Source organism: Acinetobacter defluvii, from assembly GCF_001704615.3.
Lineage (GTDB): Bacteria > Pseudomonadota > Gammaproteobacteria > Pseudomonadales > Moraxellaceae > Acinetobacter > Acinetobacter defluvii.
The window spans coordinates 1,022,017-1,039,693 of record NZ_CP029397.2 but is presented as its reverse complement, the minus strand read 5'-3'; the positions used below and the strand labels follow the sequence as shown (position 1 = coordinate 1,039,693).

Genomic DNA, 17,677 nt, shown 5'->3' with positions numbered 1-17,677 from the left:
GAGCTGTGGATATTATCTTATTACAACGTATTAAAAACCTTGGTAAATTAGGCGATAAAGTATCAGTTAAAGCTGGTTACGGCCGTAACTACTTAATCCCTCAAGGTAAAGCAGTTGCTGCGACTGAAGCAAATACTGCTGCTTTTGAAGCACGTCGTGCTGAACTTGAGAAACAAGAAGCTGAAGTATTAGCTGCTGCTCAAGCACGTGCTGATCAATTGAACGAAGTAAATATCGTAATCACTGCGAAAGCTGGTGATGAAGGTAAATTATTCGGTTCAATCGGTACACGTGACATCGCTGACGCATTAACGAATGCTGGTCTTGAAGTTGACCGTGCAGAAGTTCGTTTACCAAACGGTGCGCTTCGTAACACAGGTGAATTCAACATCGCAATCCAATTGCACCATGATGTTGTTGCAGAGGTTCTCGTTACTATCGTATCTGAGTAATTTCGTACCAAAAAAAAGAGCATACTTTTGTATGCTCTTTTTTTATCTTTAAAATATGGGAAAGCTACATTCCCCTGCCAATTTAGGTTATGCTCTTAATCTCTTGTTAGTTAAATAAGTCAGCGCAGATTTATTTTTATTCATGTAAAAGTCAAGGTTTTTTATGTCACAGGCAACCGCCAAAGCTTCCGCAAATACTTTTAACAAAGATGTAAAATCTACAGATGCATCACAGCAGTTAAAAGAATTTCGTACGCCACCACACAATTTGGCGATTGAACAAGCGGTACTTGCTGCACTTATGACCGTTGCTGAATCTTTTGAACAAGTGAGTGATGTACTGCATGAAAATGACTTTTATGCCTCACGCCATAAATATATTTTCCGTGCCATTGAACAGCTCAACAAAGATGGTTCACCGTATGATGCTGTTTTGGTCAATGACTGGTTGATTAAACAAAACTTATTAGACGCCATCGGTGGTGAAGAATATCTGGTTCAACTGATGGCAGACTCACCTGCCAGCTTCTATAATTTAGAAACCTACGCCACCAAAATTCGTGAATTTGCCACTTTAAGAAATATGATCAAAGTCGGCAATGAAATTTTGCAAAATGCTTACGACACCAAAGGTCGTGAAGTCAGTGAAATTTTAGACTTAGCTGAAACCAATATTTTCTCGATTGCAGAACAACACAATAACAATGCCAAAGCGCAAGGTCCAAAGCCAATTACTTCAGTTGTCGCAGATGTATTTGACAAGTTGAATGAACTTTCTCAAATGGAAGGTAATATCACAGGTCTGACCACAGGCTTTCTGGAACTGGATAATAAAACCTCAGGTATGCAAGCGGGTGACATGATTATTGTGGCTGCACGTCCATCGATGGGTAAAACAACTTTTGCCATGAACTTGGTTGAAAGTGTGTTATTTAACTGTGACTTGCCTGCACTGGTCTTTTCTATGGAAATGCCTGCTGACTCGATCGCCATGCGTTTGATTTCCTCTTACGGCAAAGTCCATCAAGGGCATTTACGTGCAGGTAAACTGGATGGTGATGAATGGTCTAAAGTCACAGGGACGATTCTCCAACTTCAAGAAAAACATTTATACATAGATGACTCCTCTGCCCTGCCCCCTACGGAAATGCGTGCGCGAGCTAGACGAATCGCCAAACAACATGGCGGCAAACTCGGCTGTATCATGGTCGATTACCTTCAATTAATGAAAGTCCCAGGCATGGGTGATAACCGTGTTGGTGAGATTGGTGAAATTTCACGATCTTTAAAAGCATTGGCTAAAGAAATGCAATGTCCTGTGATTGCACTGTCACAGTTAAACCGTTCTTTAGAGAATCGACCAAATAAACGTCCTGTGATGTCCGACTTACGTGAATCTGGTGCAATTGAGCAAGATGCCGATTTAATTATGTTTATTTATCGTGATGAAGTGTATAACAAAGAATCGAAAGAAGCGGGGACTGCAGAAATTATTATCGGTAAACAACGTAACGGTCCAATTGGTACGGTACGCTTGGCGTTCGAGGGACAATATACGCGTTTCAGTAATTTGTCCCCTGAATACTATGCTCAATATGATGATGAAGAGTAAAGCTGAGATTACTCTTTTTGTTTATACTTATTTTAATAGTCACACCTTTATGACCATGATTTAAAATAATTGAGTAGCTTTTCCCACCATGATTTAAAGGTTGAAAATAAATCCTCAGTGTGCTGAATATCATGGATCCCCATTGTTGGAAATGCGGTATTTAAATGCTGACAGGTTGGGTATTTCTGTTGCAATTTCTCTAAATAATAACTTTGATTATGTTCTAAAAAACCATCTAAAATTCCAACTGTTTTTCTGTTTCCTACTGCACAATTTGAAGTTTATTTATTCCATGCTAAAAATGGCACAATAGGGTTAGCAATAATCAAACGATCATTTTCACAGCGCAATGCCGCAAACGATACAATTTCATATTGTTCAGGTTTTCCACCATCAGGCGTATAAGCTAAGCCAATAATTAAGCTGTTTTTTACAACACTTTCAGTGGAAAATGTACTGTACCATTGGGTTGGACGTGTATATCGAAATTCATCAAAGAGTGAACGGAAAATAAATTGATCTGAGCTCAATTCAATCATGAACTGAGAGTTTTGTTCTTGCGCTGCATGTGCTGCTTGAAAACGTGCAATAAATACGTCATCAGGTGAATGTGGCATACACGCAACACTTTGTTCCACAAAACATATTCCACAGCTTAAAACACAAATTAAAACACCATATTGCATGTGACAAGCCTTAAGATGAAGTTCACTTTTTATAGGAAATAAATATTATGAAATGCCTAATAAAAACTCTTTATTGTATAAAAAAATACTCCTTATAGAAAAAAAGCCTTGAAAATTCAAGACTTTTAAACTCTTAAGCATTAACGTCGTGGTAATGGAATATATTGTGAATCACTTTGTTCAATTTGACGCTCACCCACTTTGACATTTAAGTCTAATGTTTCTTGCCCTCGAACCACTTCAACTTTAATTTCCGAGTTTGGCGCTTGCAAAGCGACATAATTAATCAAATGCGAAGTCGAACTAATCTCTTCATCATTAACTTTAACAATACGATCACCAATTCTTAAACCTGCATCCGCAGCAGGACCACGTTTCAACACATCTGCAACCACGACACCCTTTTGACGAGGTGCTAAAACATCTGCCTGTGTTGGCGGTACTAAGCTAATGCCTAACCAACCACGAATGACACGACCATCTTTTAAAATTGAATTCATGACTTGTTGACATACTTTTGCGGGAATGGCAAAACCGATCCCCAAAGAACCACCTGACTGTGAGAAAATTGCAGTATTGACACCAATTAAATTCCCTGCGACATCAATCAATGCTCCCCCTGAGTTTCCTGGGTTAATTGCCGCATCAGTCTGGATAAAATCTTCATACGTATTGATGCCTAAGTCAGAGCGCCCTGTCGCAGAAATAATACCTTGCGTTACCGTTTGACCAACCCCAAATGGATTTCCGATTGCAAGTACAACATCACCCACTTCATTACCACTGAGTTTAAATGGCAATACTGGTAAATTCTCCAATTCTATTTTAATGACAGCCAAGTCGGTATCTGGATCAGTCCCAATCACTTTTGCTTCAGCACGACGACCATCCTGCAAAGCAACTACGATTTGTTCGGCTTGTTCAATCACATGATTATTGGTTAAGATATAACCATCAGGACGTACAATTACACCCGAACCTAAGCTATTTTCATTTTGTCCTTGGTTTTGATCTGGGATTTGATTACCAAAAAACTCACGAAATGCAGGATCATTTAATAGCGGATGATTTTGTTTGACTTTTTGAGTAGTGAAAATATTTACCACCGCAGGTGCTGCAACTTTTACTGCTGCACTATACGACACCACGCCGCCCGTGCGTGACGTATCGACCAATGGCTCAACCTTTTCAGCTGGCATTTTTACCCCATCTGCTGCGATGGGTGCTTTGGGTTGTTGTAATTTTTGCCATACAGCAAAACTGATAATAACTAGGATGAGTAACACCCAAGGTAGCCATGTAAAGGTACGGCGCACTTTTTCGTTCCTCTTAAGAATTTTTTAATTGATTGATGTAAAAGTATTTTCAATATTGTAATCTAATTCAACAAATAAACCTAAAAAACACAAGGAGTTTTGTTCAGCTTTAGTTACAATTAAAAAAGATAACTTGTTCTGGTAATTGATTTGTTGTCGGTTGATATTTCATAGCATCACTATGATTATCACGCATACAAATAAATTCTTAAATCCTATTTGAATTGCGTTGTAGTCGAACATTTTGATAAAGTGATTAAAGGATTTTTCACATTTCAATCCATTATTTTCATTTTAAAAATGTTCCAGCAAACTTTTCTTATTGCACATTGATTAGAGTATTATGGCAAAACTATCTGAAATCATTCAGTGGTGTGATGGCACATTAAAAGCTGCTGAATTTAAAGACTATGCACCGAACGGTCTACAGATCGAAGGTAAAACTGAAGTTAATAAAATTTTATGTGCAGTCACCGCTTCCCAAACTGCAATTGATGCAGCGATTGAACAAAAAGCTGACTTATTATTGGTTCATCATGGCTATTTTTGGAAAGGCGAACCTTACCCGATTACAGGTATGCGCGCTAAGCGTATCAAGGCTTTGATTCAACATGATATTTCACTGGTGGGCTATCATTTACCTTTGGATGCGCATCCTGTACTTGGCAATAATGCAGCAATTGCTGAAATTTTAGCTTTAGAAAATATCGAAGCACTTGATCCTAGCGAGCGCAATCCAATTGGCAACATTGGTTATCTAAAACAACCCATGTCACCTGAAGCTTTCAGAGCTTTATTAACTGAAAAATTAGGCTTCGATACGATTCATCTGCCCGCATCAACGACACAGGTACAAAAAATTGGTTTTTGTACTGGTGGCGCACAAGATTATATTGAGAAAGCCGCACAACAAGCGTGTGATGCTTATATTTCTGGTGAAGTGAGTGAGCGAACTTTCTATCAGGCACAAGAATTAAATGTTCATTATTTTGCATGTGGACATCATGCTACTGAACGTTATGGTGTACAACGACTCGCTCAAGCTATTTCAGAACAGTTTAATATTGAGTATAGTTATTTTGAATTAAACAATCCTATTTAATGGCGACAAAAAAACTTGCTATTGGTGTACACATTTACATTTAAATGCAAGACTTTTTTGTCAATCAGAATAGCTGATTTTTAACATTTTCTTTATACGTATTAAATCGAAATAATTTGTGTATTGTTATTTAACAACTTGCACAATTGTTCGTAGAATCCATTACAATAAAGCCACTTAATGTTAAAACCCAGCAAAATGCAAGGAATTTAGAACATGTCAACGATTACTTTACCTGCACTTCCTTATGGTTATGATGACCTCGCTCCACACATCAGTAAAGAAACTTTAGAATATCATCACGACAAACACCACAACACCTATGTTGTAAACTTAAACAAAGCAATTGAAGGTACTGATTTAGCTTCTAAAACATTAGAAGAAATCATTGTTTCTACAGCGGGCGATGCTGCTAAAGCAGGTGTTTTCAACAATGCTGCACAAGTTTGGAACCACACATTCTACTGGAACTGTATGGCTAAAAATGGTGGCGGTAAAGCAACTGGTGCTTTAGCTGCTAAGATTGATGAAGCTTTCGGTTCTTATGAAAAATTTGCTGAAGAATTCGCTAATGCTGCAACAACTCAATTTGGTTCTGGTTGGGCTTGGTTAGTTGCTGACAAAGTAAATGGCGAGCTTTCTATTCTTAAAACTTCAAATGCAGATACGCCACTTGCTCATGGTAAAGTGGCTGTGTTAACAATTGACGTTTGGGAACACGCTTACTACATCGACTACCGCAATGCTCGTCCTAAATATATCTCTACTTTCTTAGAAAGCTTAGTAAACTGGGATTATGCAAATGCAAAATACGCTGGTCAAGAAGCGGGCGTAGAAAAATAATTAATTAACAATTAATTATCTAGAAAGCCAGTCAGGTAAATCTTGACTGGCTTTTTTATTTTCTTAAATTTTCTTACAAAAATTTAAGATGCTTTTTTATGTTTTGCCGCAGTTGCATCAGCCAACTCATAAATCAAATCTTGCAAAGCCATCATTTTTTCACGGTTATCATGATCCCAAGGATGATAATTGGGACGAAAATAATCAATATAATTACCCAATTGCTTACGTAGTGCCCCAATTTCACCAAAAGTATATTTATACGCTTTACGCCATGCAGGAATATCTGTCAGTTTTTTCTCATCAAGGACAATTTTGGCAAATACAGGCAGTACAAAGCCCCAAAACACAATGGTTGCAGCCACTAAACCAAAGCTACGTAATAAATAAGCATAGATTCCTTGTCCCATTGCCGTGTTCCAAACATCATAAGCAACTGCTTTATGCTCTGTTTCTTCGAATGCATGCCAACGCCAAATATTGGCATAATGCTCTTCTGCACCTACGAATAATTCAGGAATTTGTAATACAGAATCTGCAAGCAACGCTGTAAAATGCTCAAGCGCAATCGTTGCACTCAATGAATATGATGCCGGTAAATGCTTTTTCATTAAACCAAATACACCAAGTACAAAACTTTCAAACTTTGGTGCAATCGGATTTCGTGCAAATAATGCACTGTTATAATCCTCATGCTCACGACCATGCATAGCTTCTTGACCAATAAATGCAGTCACGGCTTTTTTAAGTTCAGGGTCTTCGACCAAATCACGATGTGCTCGCACCGCATCGATAAAGAATCGCTCACCGATCGGCAAGACAATGGAGAATGTATTTAACAATGCAGTAAAAATCGGACCTGCGGCGGTATGCCAATCTGCAATACGATCAGCAGGTAAATCAAAGCGAATATCACGGCGAATCGGCAATGGCTCATGATATGTATTCGATTTAATAAATTTCTGGAAAATACCCATTTTCAGAATCTATCCTGTTTTAAGTTTATTGTCTGTGTTAAATGAAATTGTATCTTTTTGAATGCAATTCACTATGTCATTTCAATCCATTTACATGTCATTGCATCCCTTTTATGATATTTATGTCAAATAGATCACACCTATCTCATCCGTATAAAATTCAGACATATGTTCCCCAACCGTGAGGTTCTGCTGGAATGCTACAGGCTTTTTTACCTTGATGCTCGTAAAGAGAGTGAAGTAGACACAATGTTTTTTTTAATTACCATTCAAAAGATAAGACATTGAAATTAAATAATTAATTAAAAAATTTAACTTAAACACAAGCTAAGTTTATTGCAGTTAATTTTAAATAAAATTATTTTTAAAATGAGCAAATCAAGCAAGATATGGGTTTTATTGCTTTCTCTAAATTAACAAGTAATTGTGTGATTTTAGATGTGGCAATACGATATCACTTAAAATCTAAAATAAATGTTATTTTCAACTTAAAATCTTATTTGACCAAAGAGATAAATTATATTTTTAGTCAATTTAAAATATTGTTGTGCTGTGAAAATCATTCAATATTGGCTGTATGTACATATAAAATAATACGCTTAGCCATCACAAAAAATATTTTAAATATATAAATTAGTATGCAACAAGTTGCAAAGCCAAATGTTAAAAGGGATGCGCCATGACAACTCACTATACCAATATTTTAAAACCACTTCACTTAGGATATACCACCATCAAAAATCGTGTCGTGATGGGGTCAATGCATACAGGGTTGGAAGATCGTTTTTATAATTATCCAAAACTTGCGGCATATTTTGGGGAGCGCGCCAAAGGTGGCGTGGGCTTAATTATCACAGGAGGAATTTCTCCTAACCGTCAAGGTTGGTTATTACCAGCAGGCGGTACGATGAATACTTTAGGCGATATCGCACCGCATCGTTTAGTCACACGTGCAGTGCATAAGCATGGCGCAAAAATTCTCATGCAAATTTTGCACTCAGGACGCTATGGGTATCAACCTTTTGTGGTTTCAGCAAGCCCGATCAAATCCCCGATCTCCATGTTCAAACCACGTGAGATGAGTGACAGGCTTATTTTAAAAACCATTCAAGATTATGCGGATACTGCCAGTCTTGCGAAAAAAGCAGGTTATGATGGCGTAGAAATTATGGGTTCAGAAGGTTATTTACTGAATCAATTCTTAAGCCGTCATGTCAACCAGCGTACAGACCGTTGGGGTGGTCCTGTCGAAAATCGTATGCGTTTTGCTGTAGAAATCGTTAAAGCCATTCGTGAAAAAATTGGTGAAAAGTTTATTATTTGCTTCCGTTTATCTATGCTTGATTTGGTACATGACGGTAATACCATGGATGAAGTCATCACCATTGCTCAAGCTTTAGAAAAAGCGGGTGTGACCTTATTAAATACTGGAATTGGCTGGCATGAAGCACGTATTCCAACCATCGTTACCTCTGTGCCACGTGCTGCTTTTGTCGACTATACTGCAGAAGTAAAAAAACACGTTTCTGTTCCTGTGATCGCATCAAACCGAATCAATATGCCAGATACCGCTGAACAAATTTTGGCAGCAGGTAAAGCAGATATGGTTCAAATGGCACGTCCATTATTAGCGGATGCTTTTTGGGTAAATAAAACAGCAACCAATCGTGTTGATGAAATTAATACCTGTATCGCTTGTAACCAAGCTTGTTTAGACCATTCATTTCAAAATAAACGCGCGACTTGCCTGGTTAATCCTCGTGCTGCCTATGAGACAGAACTGATTTATTTAAAAACAAAAAAACCGAAAAAAATTGCAGTCGTAGGTGGTGGAGTCGCTGGTATGTCTGCAGCCACCGTTGCCGCAAGTCGTGGGCATCAGGTCACATTATTTGAAGCATCACATGAAGTGGGTGGACAATTTAATTTAGCAAAGGTTGTACCTGGTAAAGAAGAGTTTCACGAAACGATTCGCTATTTTAAAGTTCAGATCGAAAAAACAGGCGTAGAGTTACGTTTAAATACCAAAGTAAATCGTGAACAATTAGAACGTGAAGGCTTTGATGAAGTGGTTGTGGCAACAGGTGTCATCCCTCGCGCGTTAAAGATTGAAGGAAGCGATGCGCCACAAGTACTCTCTTATGCAGAGGTATTACGTGGTGCACCAGTCGGACAACGTGTTGCTGTTATTGGTGCGGGTGGTATCGGTTTCGATGTTTCTGAATATTTATTAAAACCTGAACATCAACCGCAGCCTCAACCACTCGCTGACTGGCAACGTGAATGGGGGGTAGATCCTCAACCGAATTATATGACCGAAGGTGGTTTTGTTCCCCCACAGGTTGAACAACCTATCCGTGAAATTTATTTGATGCAACGTAAATCAACTCCGCTAGGAATTGGTTTAGGGAAAACATCCGGTTGGGTTCACCGAGCACAATTGAAAAAACATGCTGTCAAAATGTTACGTGGCGTGCAATACAAAGCTGTTAGTAATGAAGGTCTTTGGATTGAAAATCATGGACATGATCAATTATTGCGTGTGGATACCATTGTAGTCTGTGCTGGACAAGAATCTGTGAAAGATTTGATTCCTTTTGAAGGTGAAAAAACCTTAGCCAATTATCATATTATTGGTGGTGCAAAACTGGCAGCTGAACTTGATGCAAAACGTGCGATTCGTGAGGGGGCTGAATTGGCGGCCAAACTTTAAAATAAAAAGCTGATTTTGACGAAACAATACACACTTGGTTGCTTTAATTGTATTTTTTACTTGTCATAATTGCAAAAGCTTCGTATTATGGCGCACATGGAAGCGTGGCAGAGCGGTTTAATGCACCGGTCTTGAAAACCGACGAGGGCGCGAGTCCTCCGTGAGTTCGAATCTCACCGCTTCCGCCAAATAACTAAAAAAGCTCTTGTTTTTACAAGAGCTTTTTTATTGCCCGTAGATTTACCCCACAACCATCCCCCTCAAATATTATATTTGTTAAGCTTTGATCAGATGGTGTTATATGCTTCTAGCAATGAACTTGAAGAAGTATTTATTAAACCGCTATTTTTGCAAAGCTTGAAGAAAAGCTAAATAGCCCATTACACCCATTTAGCGACTATGTACCCCCCCTGCTTTACCAATAACAGTTAAAACGATGCTACAGGGGCAACCATGGGCACAATACCCTAACCCTAACTGTGGTCATACCGATAATGGCTAAGGTATTAAAAGACTTTCAAAGGCGTTTAGCTAAAGTCGAAATCCATAGAAAGAACAAAGCGACTACTATTCGGTTAGTAGCCGCTTTTCCACCTATCTTGTCTTATGATGAATGGGAAGCGATTGCTGTACCACATCAACAACAATTAGTTGACGATACTAGGCACGATTAATATCTACACTTCATACCTATTTAATAATTTAAGATAGAATTTCTAGAAATGGATTCTTATCAATAATTGCAGTTTTTGATTTTTTACTCAGTAATTCCACAAGATCATCTTGACGTTGCAACAACATAACAAATTCTTGTAATGAACATAAAAACAATGTTTTCTGACTAAGAGCATTCCTACATTCTGAGACAACGGATGTAGAATATCCATTTGTTGCAATGAAAATGCCATGAGCATCTGCTCGACCAAATAAACGAACTAAGTGTGGTGAAAATTCACCTATACCCACAGGTGAATTAAGCCATTTCATTTCAACAAGATGAATTTTCCCATTTAACTCTATTACCCCATCAATCTGCTCTACGACAACAGCAGTATCGGGATCTTTACGACGGAAATCTTCACGGATAAGAATCCCATAAATACGAAATAAATCATTCAAGACCCCTTCTAATAACTTACCTCGTTCCTGTGGTTTATCATCCATTTTAAAAAGTGCAGAAAGGCGTTGATTTACACTATTAATTTCCAAGCGCTTTTTCAAATTTATTAATTGAAGCTTGATTTTTAGATAAGACGCTGGCGACATCTCTCAAATCTTTTTGAGCAACTCCGACACCTTGGAGAAAAAGAATCACAGCTTTCTTACTTCGAACTAATCTTGGAATAGTCTCAACAAGCAATTCAAACACATCGGGAGGGTAATGATAAATGTCTGCCATTTTATTCTCTACATTTTCTAAAACTTAATCTATTTTAGGTTTATGTTTAAATGTTATATCAGTAAATGAGCTATTGTAAGAAAATTTGACTTATATTTTTATGCTTACTACAGGCTTACGTTGCATAACCCTAGAAACAACAAAGCCCTGACAATGTCAGGGCTAAGTCGTTGATATTTGGCGGAAGCGGTGAGATTCGAACTCACGGAGGACTCGCGCCCTCGTCGGTTTTCAAGACCGGTGCATTAAACCGCTCTGCCACGCTTCCAATGGCGGCTATAATATAAATAAAAATTGAACTTGGCAAATGTTTTTCTAAAAATAGAGATTTAAATGCTCAAAATAAAATCAGATTCTTTCAAATCGATGAGTTTTCGGGCTTTTCATAACGAATAGCATTGATATACCAATTTTTTTTACCTAATGGGGTGATTACTTCAAATTCATCATCCACTTGTTTTGATAACATGGCACGTGCCATCGGTGAATCAATGGAAATATTTTGTGGATGATGATCATAAATTTCATCAACTCCTACTATTCGAACTGTTTTTTGTTCGCCTAAATCATTTTCTATCTCAACCCAAGCACCAAAATAAACTTTACCCTCTTGTTCAGGAGAAAAGTCAATTATTCTTAGCTCTTCTAAACGCTTTCCTAGATAGCGAACACGTCGATCTATTTTTCTAAGTATTTGTTTATTATATTGATAATCTGCATTTTCACTCCGATCTCCAAGACTTGCAGCCCAGTTGACCTTTTTGGTAATTTCAGGACGTTCTTCATGCCATAGATGTTGTAATTCAGCGACTAATTGATCATGTCCTGTACGAGTAATTAAATTAGATTTCATGATTTCGCCCTATATTTTTAGCAGGAAGTTCCTACATTTTTAAATAAAAAATGCACACTTTCTACACATAAAAATATTATAAAACTTTTTCACCAATTAAATCAGTAAATTATGTTCAGTAAAATAATTTTTTTTAGCACAAAATTTGACATTTTAAATTTTCAACTTTATTATTCGCACATGTTTTAAATTGTCTATTTTTTGTACTTTATCGCTTCACATCATGATGTAGCCATAAAGCTTTTAATTTCCCATATGTCATTTTTTGAATGACGTCCATGCCTGCCCACCCTTATTGAATTTATCAACTTCAAAAAGTTCAAGTAGCTTTTGCTACAGCTTTTTTGGGCATAAATTGCTTGTAGCGGAGACAACATGCACAGTAATTCAACGTCTGGATCGAGGATAAACTTCGATTCTTTTTTTTCAACGCTCCCTTTAAAAGCCTTAGTGTTAACCAGTGCTTTAATGCCATTTCATAGTATTAATGCCACTAAAACCAATCAGTACAATACTGTTGTTAATACCAATACATTAACCGTAGTAGCAGTATCCAGCCCTACAATTGTGTTTAAAGAAGGTCAATACCAACATGGTTTTGGTTATGATTTAGCACAAGATTATGCGCAAAGTCTAAATGTAAAGCTAAATTTTAAAACCGTACCAGATAATGCTGCTGCTTTAAAAATGGTTGCGCAAGGTAAAGTAAACTTTGCTATTACCACCGCAACTTTTGATCGAATTGAAGCAAAAAAGTTATCGTCATTTTCCGCAACCTGTGGTGACTTAAACAGTTTGCAAAAAAACGGCTTAAATCCTGAAATTAATTGGGTATTTAAACGTGCAGATGATCCACTCACTGAAACTGCGAGTGGTTTTATTTGCCAAAGTAAGCAAAATGGTTCAATTCAACAATTGGCATCTTTTTATAATCGTAATGTCGTTAAGCAAAATGACTGGAATGTGATTCAACGTGATCTAAAGCAACGTTTGCCTATCTATCAAGCCAGTTTCAAAAAAACTGCAAAGCAGTATGATATGGATTGGCATTTACTTGCTGCCATTGGTTATCAAGAGTCTTATCTAAAACCTGACTCCGTTTCTCCGACGGGTGTACGTGGTTTGATGATGTTAACCAATGCGACTGCACGTGCGATGGGGGTTTCTAATCGAACAGATCCGACTCAAAGCATACAAGGTGGTGCAAAGTATTTTAATCAAATGCTTAATCGTTATGCTTATATTCAAAATCCTGATCGTCATTGGTATGCTTTGATTGCTTACAATATGGGACCTGGTGCTGTAGATGCGATTCAAAAGCGTTTGAAATCACAAGGTAAAAACCCAAATGATTGGATTAATATGTATGAGTTTTTAAGTAACAATCAAGCACGCAATGGTCGTTATAAGCAAGCGGTACAATATGTCACACGTATTCGTAGCTATTTAGAACATATTAAAAACACACCGACTTTGATGACCATTTAGTTTTGATCTACTGACATAAAAAAAGGCTTACACAACGTAAGCCCTTTTTTTCAAACCTAGTCTTAAGCAGTTTGCTCAAGTACTTTTTTGAATAAATCTTTTTGTTCTTGGCTTGGTTTTGCAGTTTGTAATGCCATTAATTGTGACATATCACCTTGAACTTTGATTTTGCCAGTCATGAAGGCTTGCATTGCAGCAGCCATATCAAATTCTAAGAATACTTTACGAAGGGTTTCGCCATCCATATTCAAGGTAGTTTTTGCATTTGAAGATAAGCCTTTTACGATTTTACCACCGTCTAAAGACATTTCAGTATTGCCATTATCATCAGCAACAACAAGGTTGATTGCAAGATTTGCCAACGCAGGCGGTAAATTAAGATCACCCGCTTCCGCAGTCAGTTTTTCTACAGTTGCAAACCAATCATCAGTTAAAAATGCAGGCATGTTCATTCCTCAAAAAATTATTTATTCATTTATTGTGTTGTCTATCCAAACAACATCATGAAGCTTTTCGCTTGTTTAAGGTTATAACATGATAATTTCAATTTAGGCTAAAGTTTTTTGTACTGACTGTTCTATTTTTATTGATTTTATCGTTTTATTTTTAAAAATCAGACATTCATTTCAATATAAATGTCTGATTTGCTCATTAAAATAGCAAAAGTGCTTAATCTGCTGCAAAACTTAAATTTACAACATCTAAACGTTTTTTAGACTCTTCAGTGTCACATTTCATATCAAATTCACGTTGTGAATCGAGTGCTTCAAAGTCAAATAAGTCACGGTCAGCCAATTGTGAGGGCGATACATTTTGCATGGCACCAAAAATACTGTGCAAGCGTTTTGGATATTGTTTATCCCACTCACGTAACATGTCATTGATCATGGCACGTTGTAAGTTTTCCTGAGAACCACACAAATTACACGGAATAATCGGGAATTTACGCATTTCAGCATATTTAATAATGTCTTTTTCTTCCACATACGCCAGTGGACGAATCAAAATATTCTTTTTATCCGAAGATAACAGTTTTGGTGGCATTGCTTTTAAGCTACCACCATGAAATAGATTCAAAAAGAAGGTTGCCATGATGTCATCACGGTGATGACCTAAAGCCACTTTGGTGGCACCAATTTCTTGGGCGAAACCATAGAGTGAGCCACGACGCAAACGAGAACATACTGCACAGTATGTTTTTCCTTCAGGGGTTAAACGCTTAGTGATGCTGTAAGTATCTTTTTCCAAAATATAATAAGGAATGTTATTTTCTTCCATAAACTTTGGTAAAACATCTTCAGGGAAGCCGGGCTGTTTTTGATCCAGATTCACTGCAACCACATCAAAGTGAATCGGTGCAATACGTTTAAATTGCAACAAAATATCAAGTAATGTGTAACTGTCCTTTCCTCCAGAAACACAGACCATGACTTTATCGCCATCCTCAATCATTTTAAAATCACGAATTGCATGACCTACTTGACGACGAAGTTTTTTTAACAAGCGATAATAAGCTGAACTTGTAGGAAGTTCTGGTTTGAAATTAAATCCTTGATCGGACTCAACTGGCGAGTACATAGAGGAAAATTACCCAAATAAAAATGCTGCACAATTTTAGCCGATTTGTGGGTATATAACATCTAAAGATTTTTGTTTTTTACAATAATGCGATTTTGTCATGCAACTGTCGTACCTCGCAGGATAAAATAATAGATCGTGTACAAAATACGTGCTAAGTGCTTATCTTTTAAACTTTTCCACAGTTTTCCACAAAACCTGTGGATAAAATTGTGGATTGTTGAGGGCTTGACAAACGATATAGCCGAAGAGATGGGCTTTCTCTTTGGATTGTGTATTTTTTAACCAGTTATTTTTTTAAATAAATTTCAAACAGTTATAATAGTCAAGAGCTCTAAAATAAAAAAATAAAATTAATTTTTTTTGATTATTTGCAGATCAGTTGAGACTTGATTTTTTCTATTTGTCTTGATAAAAATCAATTCAAGGTTTTACTCCTAGCCGAACTTTGCTAAACTCCAAGCAAATTGGGGAAAAATATAATATTAAAATGAGAAACTTTATCCGTACATCGATAGTCTCTTGTGGGCTTTGCTTAAATCTGGGGATTTTAGCGACTTCAAGCTATGCGGGACAAATTTATATTTACAAAGATCAACAAGGCAGTACCCTACTGACCAACAAAAAAAGTTCTGATCGCTCACTGCAAAAAGTCAAAGTTACGTATTATCCAGACAGTAATATTCATAGTTATAGCAATTGGGGCAGTTCAGAAGCCTCGGTATTACCAAGCTATAGTCGTAATAAAAATGCTTATGACCACATCATTCAACAAGCTGCTGCGGCACATGGCGTTTCTGAAGGCTTAATTAAAGCGGTAATGCACACTGAATCAGGATTTAATGCAAATGCTCGCTCTCCTGTCGGTGCGCAAGGTTTGATGCAGCTGATGCCAGCCACAGCACGGCGTTTTAATGTATCTAATTCCTATGATCCCCAACAAAATATTTTTGCAGGTGCACGGTATTTAGCATGGCTACTTAAACGCTTTAATGGCAATACATCATTGGCACTTGCAGGTTATAATGCTGGTGAAGGGAATGTTGCAAAATATGGCGGCATTCCCCCATTTCGTGAAACACAAGACTATGTCAGACGAGTATCCAGTCGTTACAATAACTTATACGCTGGTGGCGTAGGCTTGACAACAACGAGCAATTCAAACCCAAGCAGTAATTCAACCACAAATACTTCTTCACAAGGTCAAGTTATCGCACAATCAAGCAATTACAATGCACCAAGTGAAAATACGATTGCAAAATCACAATATTCACAGCGTCAGATTATTGTAGCAAGCGATGGTAATAGTTTTACGGATGCGCCTGCAGGTTCTTATTCAACCAACCATGCGACTGCATCTGCTCGAATCTATATATCCAATTAAAAGATCACTTGAAAATGATGTCTTAAATAAATGATCTAAAAATAAAGCTATTTCTCTAGATGAGAGAATTAAAAAATAATAGTCGAATAATTTCGGCTATTTTTTTATCTTACTCTACTGATAGCAAAATTAAAGCTAATTTCTTAGTATAGATTTTTTCAATCCTTCTTGAATTTTCATAGGATAATCCTCATATTTCATTTTGGATTTATATTTTATAAATCATGTTATTTTTATTATTAAGAGGATTTTCTCAATGATGCGGATTGGTTTGTTCTTGCTTACCAACCTCGCAGTACTGGTTGTAGCTGGCATTCTCCTATCGGTTTTAGGTGTTGGTAGTTACCACGGCGCTGGCGGTCTAAACTTAGGCAACCTATTAGTCATCTGTTTTGTTTTTGGTATGGTGGGCTCTCTCATCTCACTGTTTATGTCTAAATGGATGGCATTAAAAACAACAGGTACTGAATTAATTGATCCCAATGCACCTCGTAACCAAGCCGAAGCATGGTTAATTCAAGAGGTTGCTCAACTTGCTCAACGTTCTGGAATTAAAATGCCAGATGTCGGGATCTTCCCTTCTTATCAATCCAATGCCTTTGCAACAGGTTGGAATAAAAACGATGCGCTCGTTTCAGTGTCCACGGGCTTGCTTGAGCGTATGAATAAAGATGAGCTACGCGCTGTACTTGCCCATGAGATTGGCCACGTTGCTAATGGTGACATGGTGACATTATCCTTGATTCAAGGTGTTGTGAACGCTTTCGTGATGTTCTTTGCTCGTGTGGTAGGTGATTTTATTGACCGTAATGTCTTTGGCCGTGAAGATGGCGAAGCACCCGGTATGGCTTACTTCATTATTTCTATTGTGCTTGATATTGTGTTTGGTATCTTAGCCTCAGCGATTGTGATGTGGTTTTCTCGTTATCGTGAATATCGCGCTGACGAAGCGGGTGCACGTTTAGCAGGTAAGGAAGCCATGATTTCTGCATTGTTACGCTTACAAGCAGAATCGGAAATGCCTGATCAAATGCCAAAAGAAATGAAAGCATTTGCGATTGCGGAAGGGAAAGAACAAGGTTTTAGTTTGGCTGCACTGTTCCAAACTCACCCAAGCATTGAGCAACGTGTTGCTGCTTTACGTCAACTCAACGTACCTTAATATAGATTTCATCAAACGATGATGTTGAAATTATAAAAAGCTTCCTTCGGGAAGCTTGGCTATTTTAAAACCTCATCTTAAAAGAAATGGCTCTTTTTATAATAGTTGATAC

The 17,677-nt window shown here is 37.4% G+C and carries 17 protein-coding genes and 2 tRNA genes; 10 read left to right on the top strand and 9 right to left on the bottom strand.

Features of this window, described 5'->3' with window-relative positions:
- The first annotated feature begins 5 nt into the window (after positions 1 to 5).
- Both rplI and dnaB read left to right on the top strand, forming a co-directional pair.
- Positions 6 to 452 (top strand): 50S ribosomal protein L9, encoded by a 447-nt coding sequence (gene rplI / locus DJ533_RS07295; protein ID WP_065995237.1) that lies wholly within the window; start codon positions 6 to 8, stop codon positions 450 to 452.
- A 163-nt stretch (positions 453 to 615) separates the two neighbouring features.
- Positions 616 to 2,064 carry a replicative DNA helicase gene (gene dnaB / locus DJ533_RS07290; protein ID WP_065995238.1) on the top strand — a complete coding sequence of 483 codons (1,449 nt, stop codon included), beginning with the start codon at positions 616 to 618 and terminating at the stop codon, positions 2,062 to 2,064.
- A 281-nt stretch (positions 2,065 to 2,345) separates the two neighbouring features.
- On the opposite strand, the gene DJ533_RS18890 is transcribed toward dnaB, so the two are convergent.
- The gene (locus tag DJ533_RS18890) at positions 2,346 to 2,702 is read right to left on the bottom strand and encodes a hypothetical protein (RefSeq protein WP_228716524.1); all 357 of its coding nucleotides are present in this window, start codon (positions 2,700 to 2,702) and stop codon (positions 2,346 to 2,348) included.
- A 188-nt stretch (positions 2,703 to 2,890) separates the two neighbouring features.
- A complete protein-coding gene (locus DJ533_RS07280; RefSeq protein WP_065995239.1) occupies positions 2,891 to 4,066 on the bottom strand; it encodes a S1C family serine protease in 1,176 nt (391 codons plus the stop codon).
- Positions 4,067 to 4,409: 343 nt separating this feature from the next.
- On the opposite strand from DJ533_RS07280, the gene DJ533_RS07275 reads away from it, so the two are divergent.
- Both DJ533_RS07275 and DJ533_RS07270 read left to right on the top strand, forming a co-directional pair.
- Complete coding sequence (locus DJ533_RS07275) at positions 4,410 to 5,168, top strand: Nif3-like dinuclear metal center hexameric protein (protein WP_065995240.1); 759 nt, start codon at positions 4,410 to 4,412, stop codon at positions 5,166 to 5,168.
- 216 nt (positions 5,169 to 5,384) lie between these two features.
- The gene (locus tag DJ533_RS07270) at positions 5,385 to 6,011 is read left to right on the top strand and encodes a superoxide dismutase (protein WP_065995241.1); all 627 of its coding nucleotides are present in this window, start codon (positions 5,385 to 5,387) and stop codon (positions 6,009 to 6,011) included.
- An 83-nt stretch (positions 6,012 to 6,094) separates the two neighbouring features.
- Here the strand turns inward: DJ533_RS07270 and DJ533_RS07265 are convergent, their stop codons facing one another.
- Complete coding sequence (locus DJ533_RS07265) at positions 6,095 to 6,988, bottom strand: metal-dependent hydrolase (RefSeq protein WP_065995242.1); 894 nt, start codon at positions 6,986 to 6,988, stop codon at positions 6,095 to 6,097.
- Positions 6,989 to 7,667: 679 nt separating this feature from the next.
- Here DJ533_RS07265 and DJ533_RS07260 point away from each other — a divergent pair.
- From DJ533_RS07260 to DJ533_RS07245, 3 genes are all read left to right on the top strand, one after another.
- Entirely contained in the window at positions 7,668 to 9,701 is a 2,034-nt protein-coding gene (locus DJ533_RS07260) for an NADPH-dependent 2,4-dienoyl-CoA reductase (protein WP_065995243.1), read from the top strand.
- Positions 9,702 to 9,799: 98 nt separating this feature from the next.
- A tRNA-Ser gene (locus DJ533_RS07255) sits at positions 9,800 to 9,889 on the top strand.
- Positions 9,890 to 10,195: 306 nt separating this feature from the next.
- Positions 10,196 to 10,375 carry a hypothetical protein gene (locus DJ533_RS07245; RefSeq protein ID WP_065995266.1) on the top strand — a complete coding sequence of 60 codons (180 nt, stop codon included), beginning with the start codon at positions 10,196 to 10,198 and terminating at the stop codon, positions 10,373 to 10,375.
- A 28-nt stretch (positions 10,376 to 10,403) separates the two neighbouring features.
- Here DJ533_RS07245 and DJ533_RS07240 read toward each other — a convergent pair whose 3' ends face one another.
- From DJ533_RS07240 to greB, 4 genes are all read right to left on the bottom strand, one after another.
- On the bottom strand, positions 10,404 to 10,910 hold the full coding sequence (locus tag DJ533_RS07240) for a hypothetical protein (RefSeq protein WP_228716523.1): 507 nt from the start codon (positions 10,908 to 10,910) through the stop codon (positions 10,404 to 10,406).
- Positions 10,900 to 11,100, bottom strand: a complete 201-nt coding sequence (locus DJ533_RS18885; RefSeq protein ID WP_228716522.1) for a hypothetical protein — start codon at positions 11,098 to 11,100, stop codon at positions 10,900 to 10,902. Before DJ533_RS18885 ends, DJ533_RS07240 begins: the two co-directional genes overlap by 11 nt.
- Before the next feature lie 178 nt (positions 11,101 to 11,278).
- Positions 11,279 to 11,368 (bottom strand) — tRNA-Ser (locus tag DJ533_RS07235).
- 90 nt (positions 11,369 to 11,458) lie between these two features.
- The gene (gene greB / locus DJ533_RS07230; protein WP_065995244.1) at positions 11,459 to 11,953 is read right to left on the bottom strand and encodes a transcription elongation factor GreB; all 495 of its coding nucleotides are present in this window, start codon (positions 11,951 to 11,953) and stop codon (positions 11,459 to 11,461) included.
- A 375-nt stretch (positions 11,954 to 12,328) separates the two neighbouring features.
- Between greB and DJ533_RS07225 the strand changes: the two genes are divergently transcribed.
- A complete protein-coding gene (locus DJ533_RS07225; protein ID WP_065995245.1) occupies positions 12,329 to 13,441 on the top strand; it encodes an MltF family protein in 1,113 nt (370 codons plus the stop codon).
- Between the two features lie 62 nt (positions 13,442 to 13,503).
- Here DJ533_RS07225 and DJ533_RS07220 read toward each other — a convergent pair whose 3' ends face one another.
- Together DJ533_RS07220 and ttcA are read right to left on the bottom strand one after the other, a co-directional pair.
- Positions 13,504 to 13,887: an SCP2 sterol-binding domain-containing protein gene (locus tag DJ533_RS07220; protein ID WP_065995246.1), complete on the bottom strand. Its 384-nt coding sequence runs from the start codon at positions 13,885 to 13,887 to the stop codon at positions 13,504 to 13,506.
- Between the two features lie 223 nt (positions 13,888 to 14,110).
- A complete protein-coding gene (gene ttcA / locus DJ533_RS07215; RefSeq protein WP_065995247.1) occupies positions 14,111 to 15,019 on the bottom strand; it encodes a tRNA 2-thiocytidine(32) synthetase TtcA in 909 nt (302 codons plus the stop codon).
- 490 nt (positions 15,020 to 15,509) lie between these two features.
- Here ttcA and DJ533_RS07205 point away from each other — a divergent pair, with 490 nt between their 5' ends.
- A complete protein-coding gene (locus tag DJ533_RS07205) occupies positions 15,510 to 16,403 on the top strand; it encodes a lytic transglycosylase domain-containing protein (RefSeq protein ID WP_065995248.1) in 894 nt (297 codons plus the stop codon).
- 256 nt (positions 16,404 to 16,659) lie between these two features.
- A complete protein-coding gene (gene htpX, locus DJ533_RS07200) occupies positions 16,660 to 17,565 on the top strand; it encodes a protease HtpX (protein ID WP_065995249.1) in 906 nt (301 codons plus the stop codon).
- The last annotated feature ends 112 nt before the right edge of the window (positions 17,566 to 17,677 follow it).

Coding starts and splice junctions, on each gene's coding strand:
- ttcA (WP_065995247.1), bottom strand. CDS start 15,019: ATGTACTCGCCAGTTGAGTCCGATCAAGGATTTAATTTCAAACCAGAA.
- DJ533_RS18885 (WP_228716522.1), bottom strand. CDS start 11,100: ATGGCAGACATTTATCATTACCCTCCCGATGTGTTTGAATTGCTTGTT.
- greB (WP_065995244.1), bottom strand. CDS start 11,953: ATGAAATCTAATTTAATTACTCGTACAGGACATGATCAATTAGTCGCT.
- DJ533_RS07225 (WP_065995245.1), top strand. CDS start 12,329: ATGCACAGTAATTCAACGTCTGGATCGAGGATAAACTTCGATTCTTTT.
- DJ533_RS07265 (WP_065995242.1), bottom strand. CDS start 6,988: ATGGGTATTTTCCAGAAATTTATTAAATCGAATACATATCATGAGCCA.
- DJ533_RS07205 (WP_065995248.1), top strand. CDS start 15,510: ATGAGAAACTTTATCCGTACATCGATAGTCTCTTGTGGGCTTTGCTTA.
- DJ533_RS07245 (WP_065995266.1), top strand. CDS start 10,196: ATGGCTAAGGTATTAAAAGACTTTCAAAGGCGTTTAGCTAAAGTCGAA.
- DJ533_RS07260 (WP_065995243.1), top strand. CDS start 7,668: ATGACAACTCACTATACCAATATTTTAAAACCACTTCACTTAGGATAT.
- DJ533_RS07275 (WP_065995240.1), top strand. CDS start 4,410: ATGGCAAAACTATCTGAAATCATTCAGTGGTGTGATGGCACATTAAAA.
- htpX (WP_065995249.1), top strand. CDS start 16,660: ATGATGCGGATTGGTTTGTTCTTGCTTACCAACCTCGCAGTACTGGTT.
- DJ533_RS07270 (WP_065995241.1), top strand. CDS start 5,385: ATGTCAACGATTACTTTACCTGCACTTCCTTATGGTTATGATGACCTC.
- DJ533_RS07220 (WP_065995246.1), bottom strand. CDS start 13,887: ATGCCTGCATTTTTAACTGATGATTGGTTTGCAACTGTAGAAAAACTG.
- dnaB (WP_065995238.1), top strand. CDS start 616: ATGTCACAGGCAACCGCCAAAGCTTCCGCAAATACTTTTAACAAAGAT.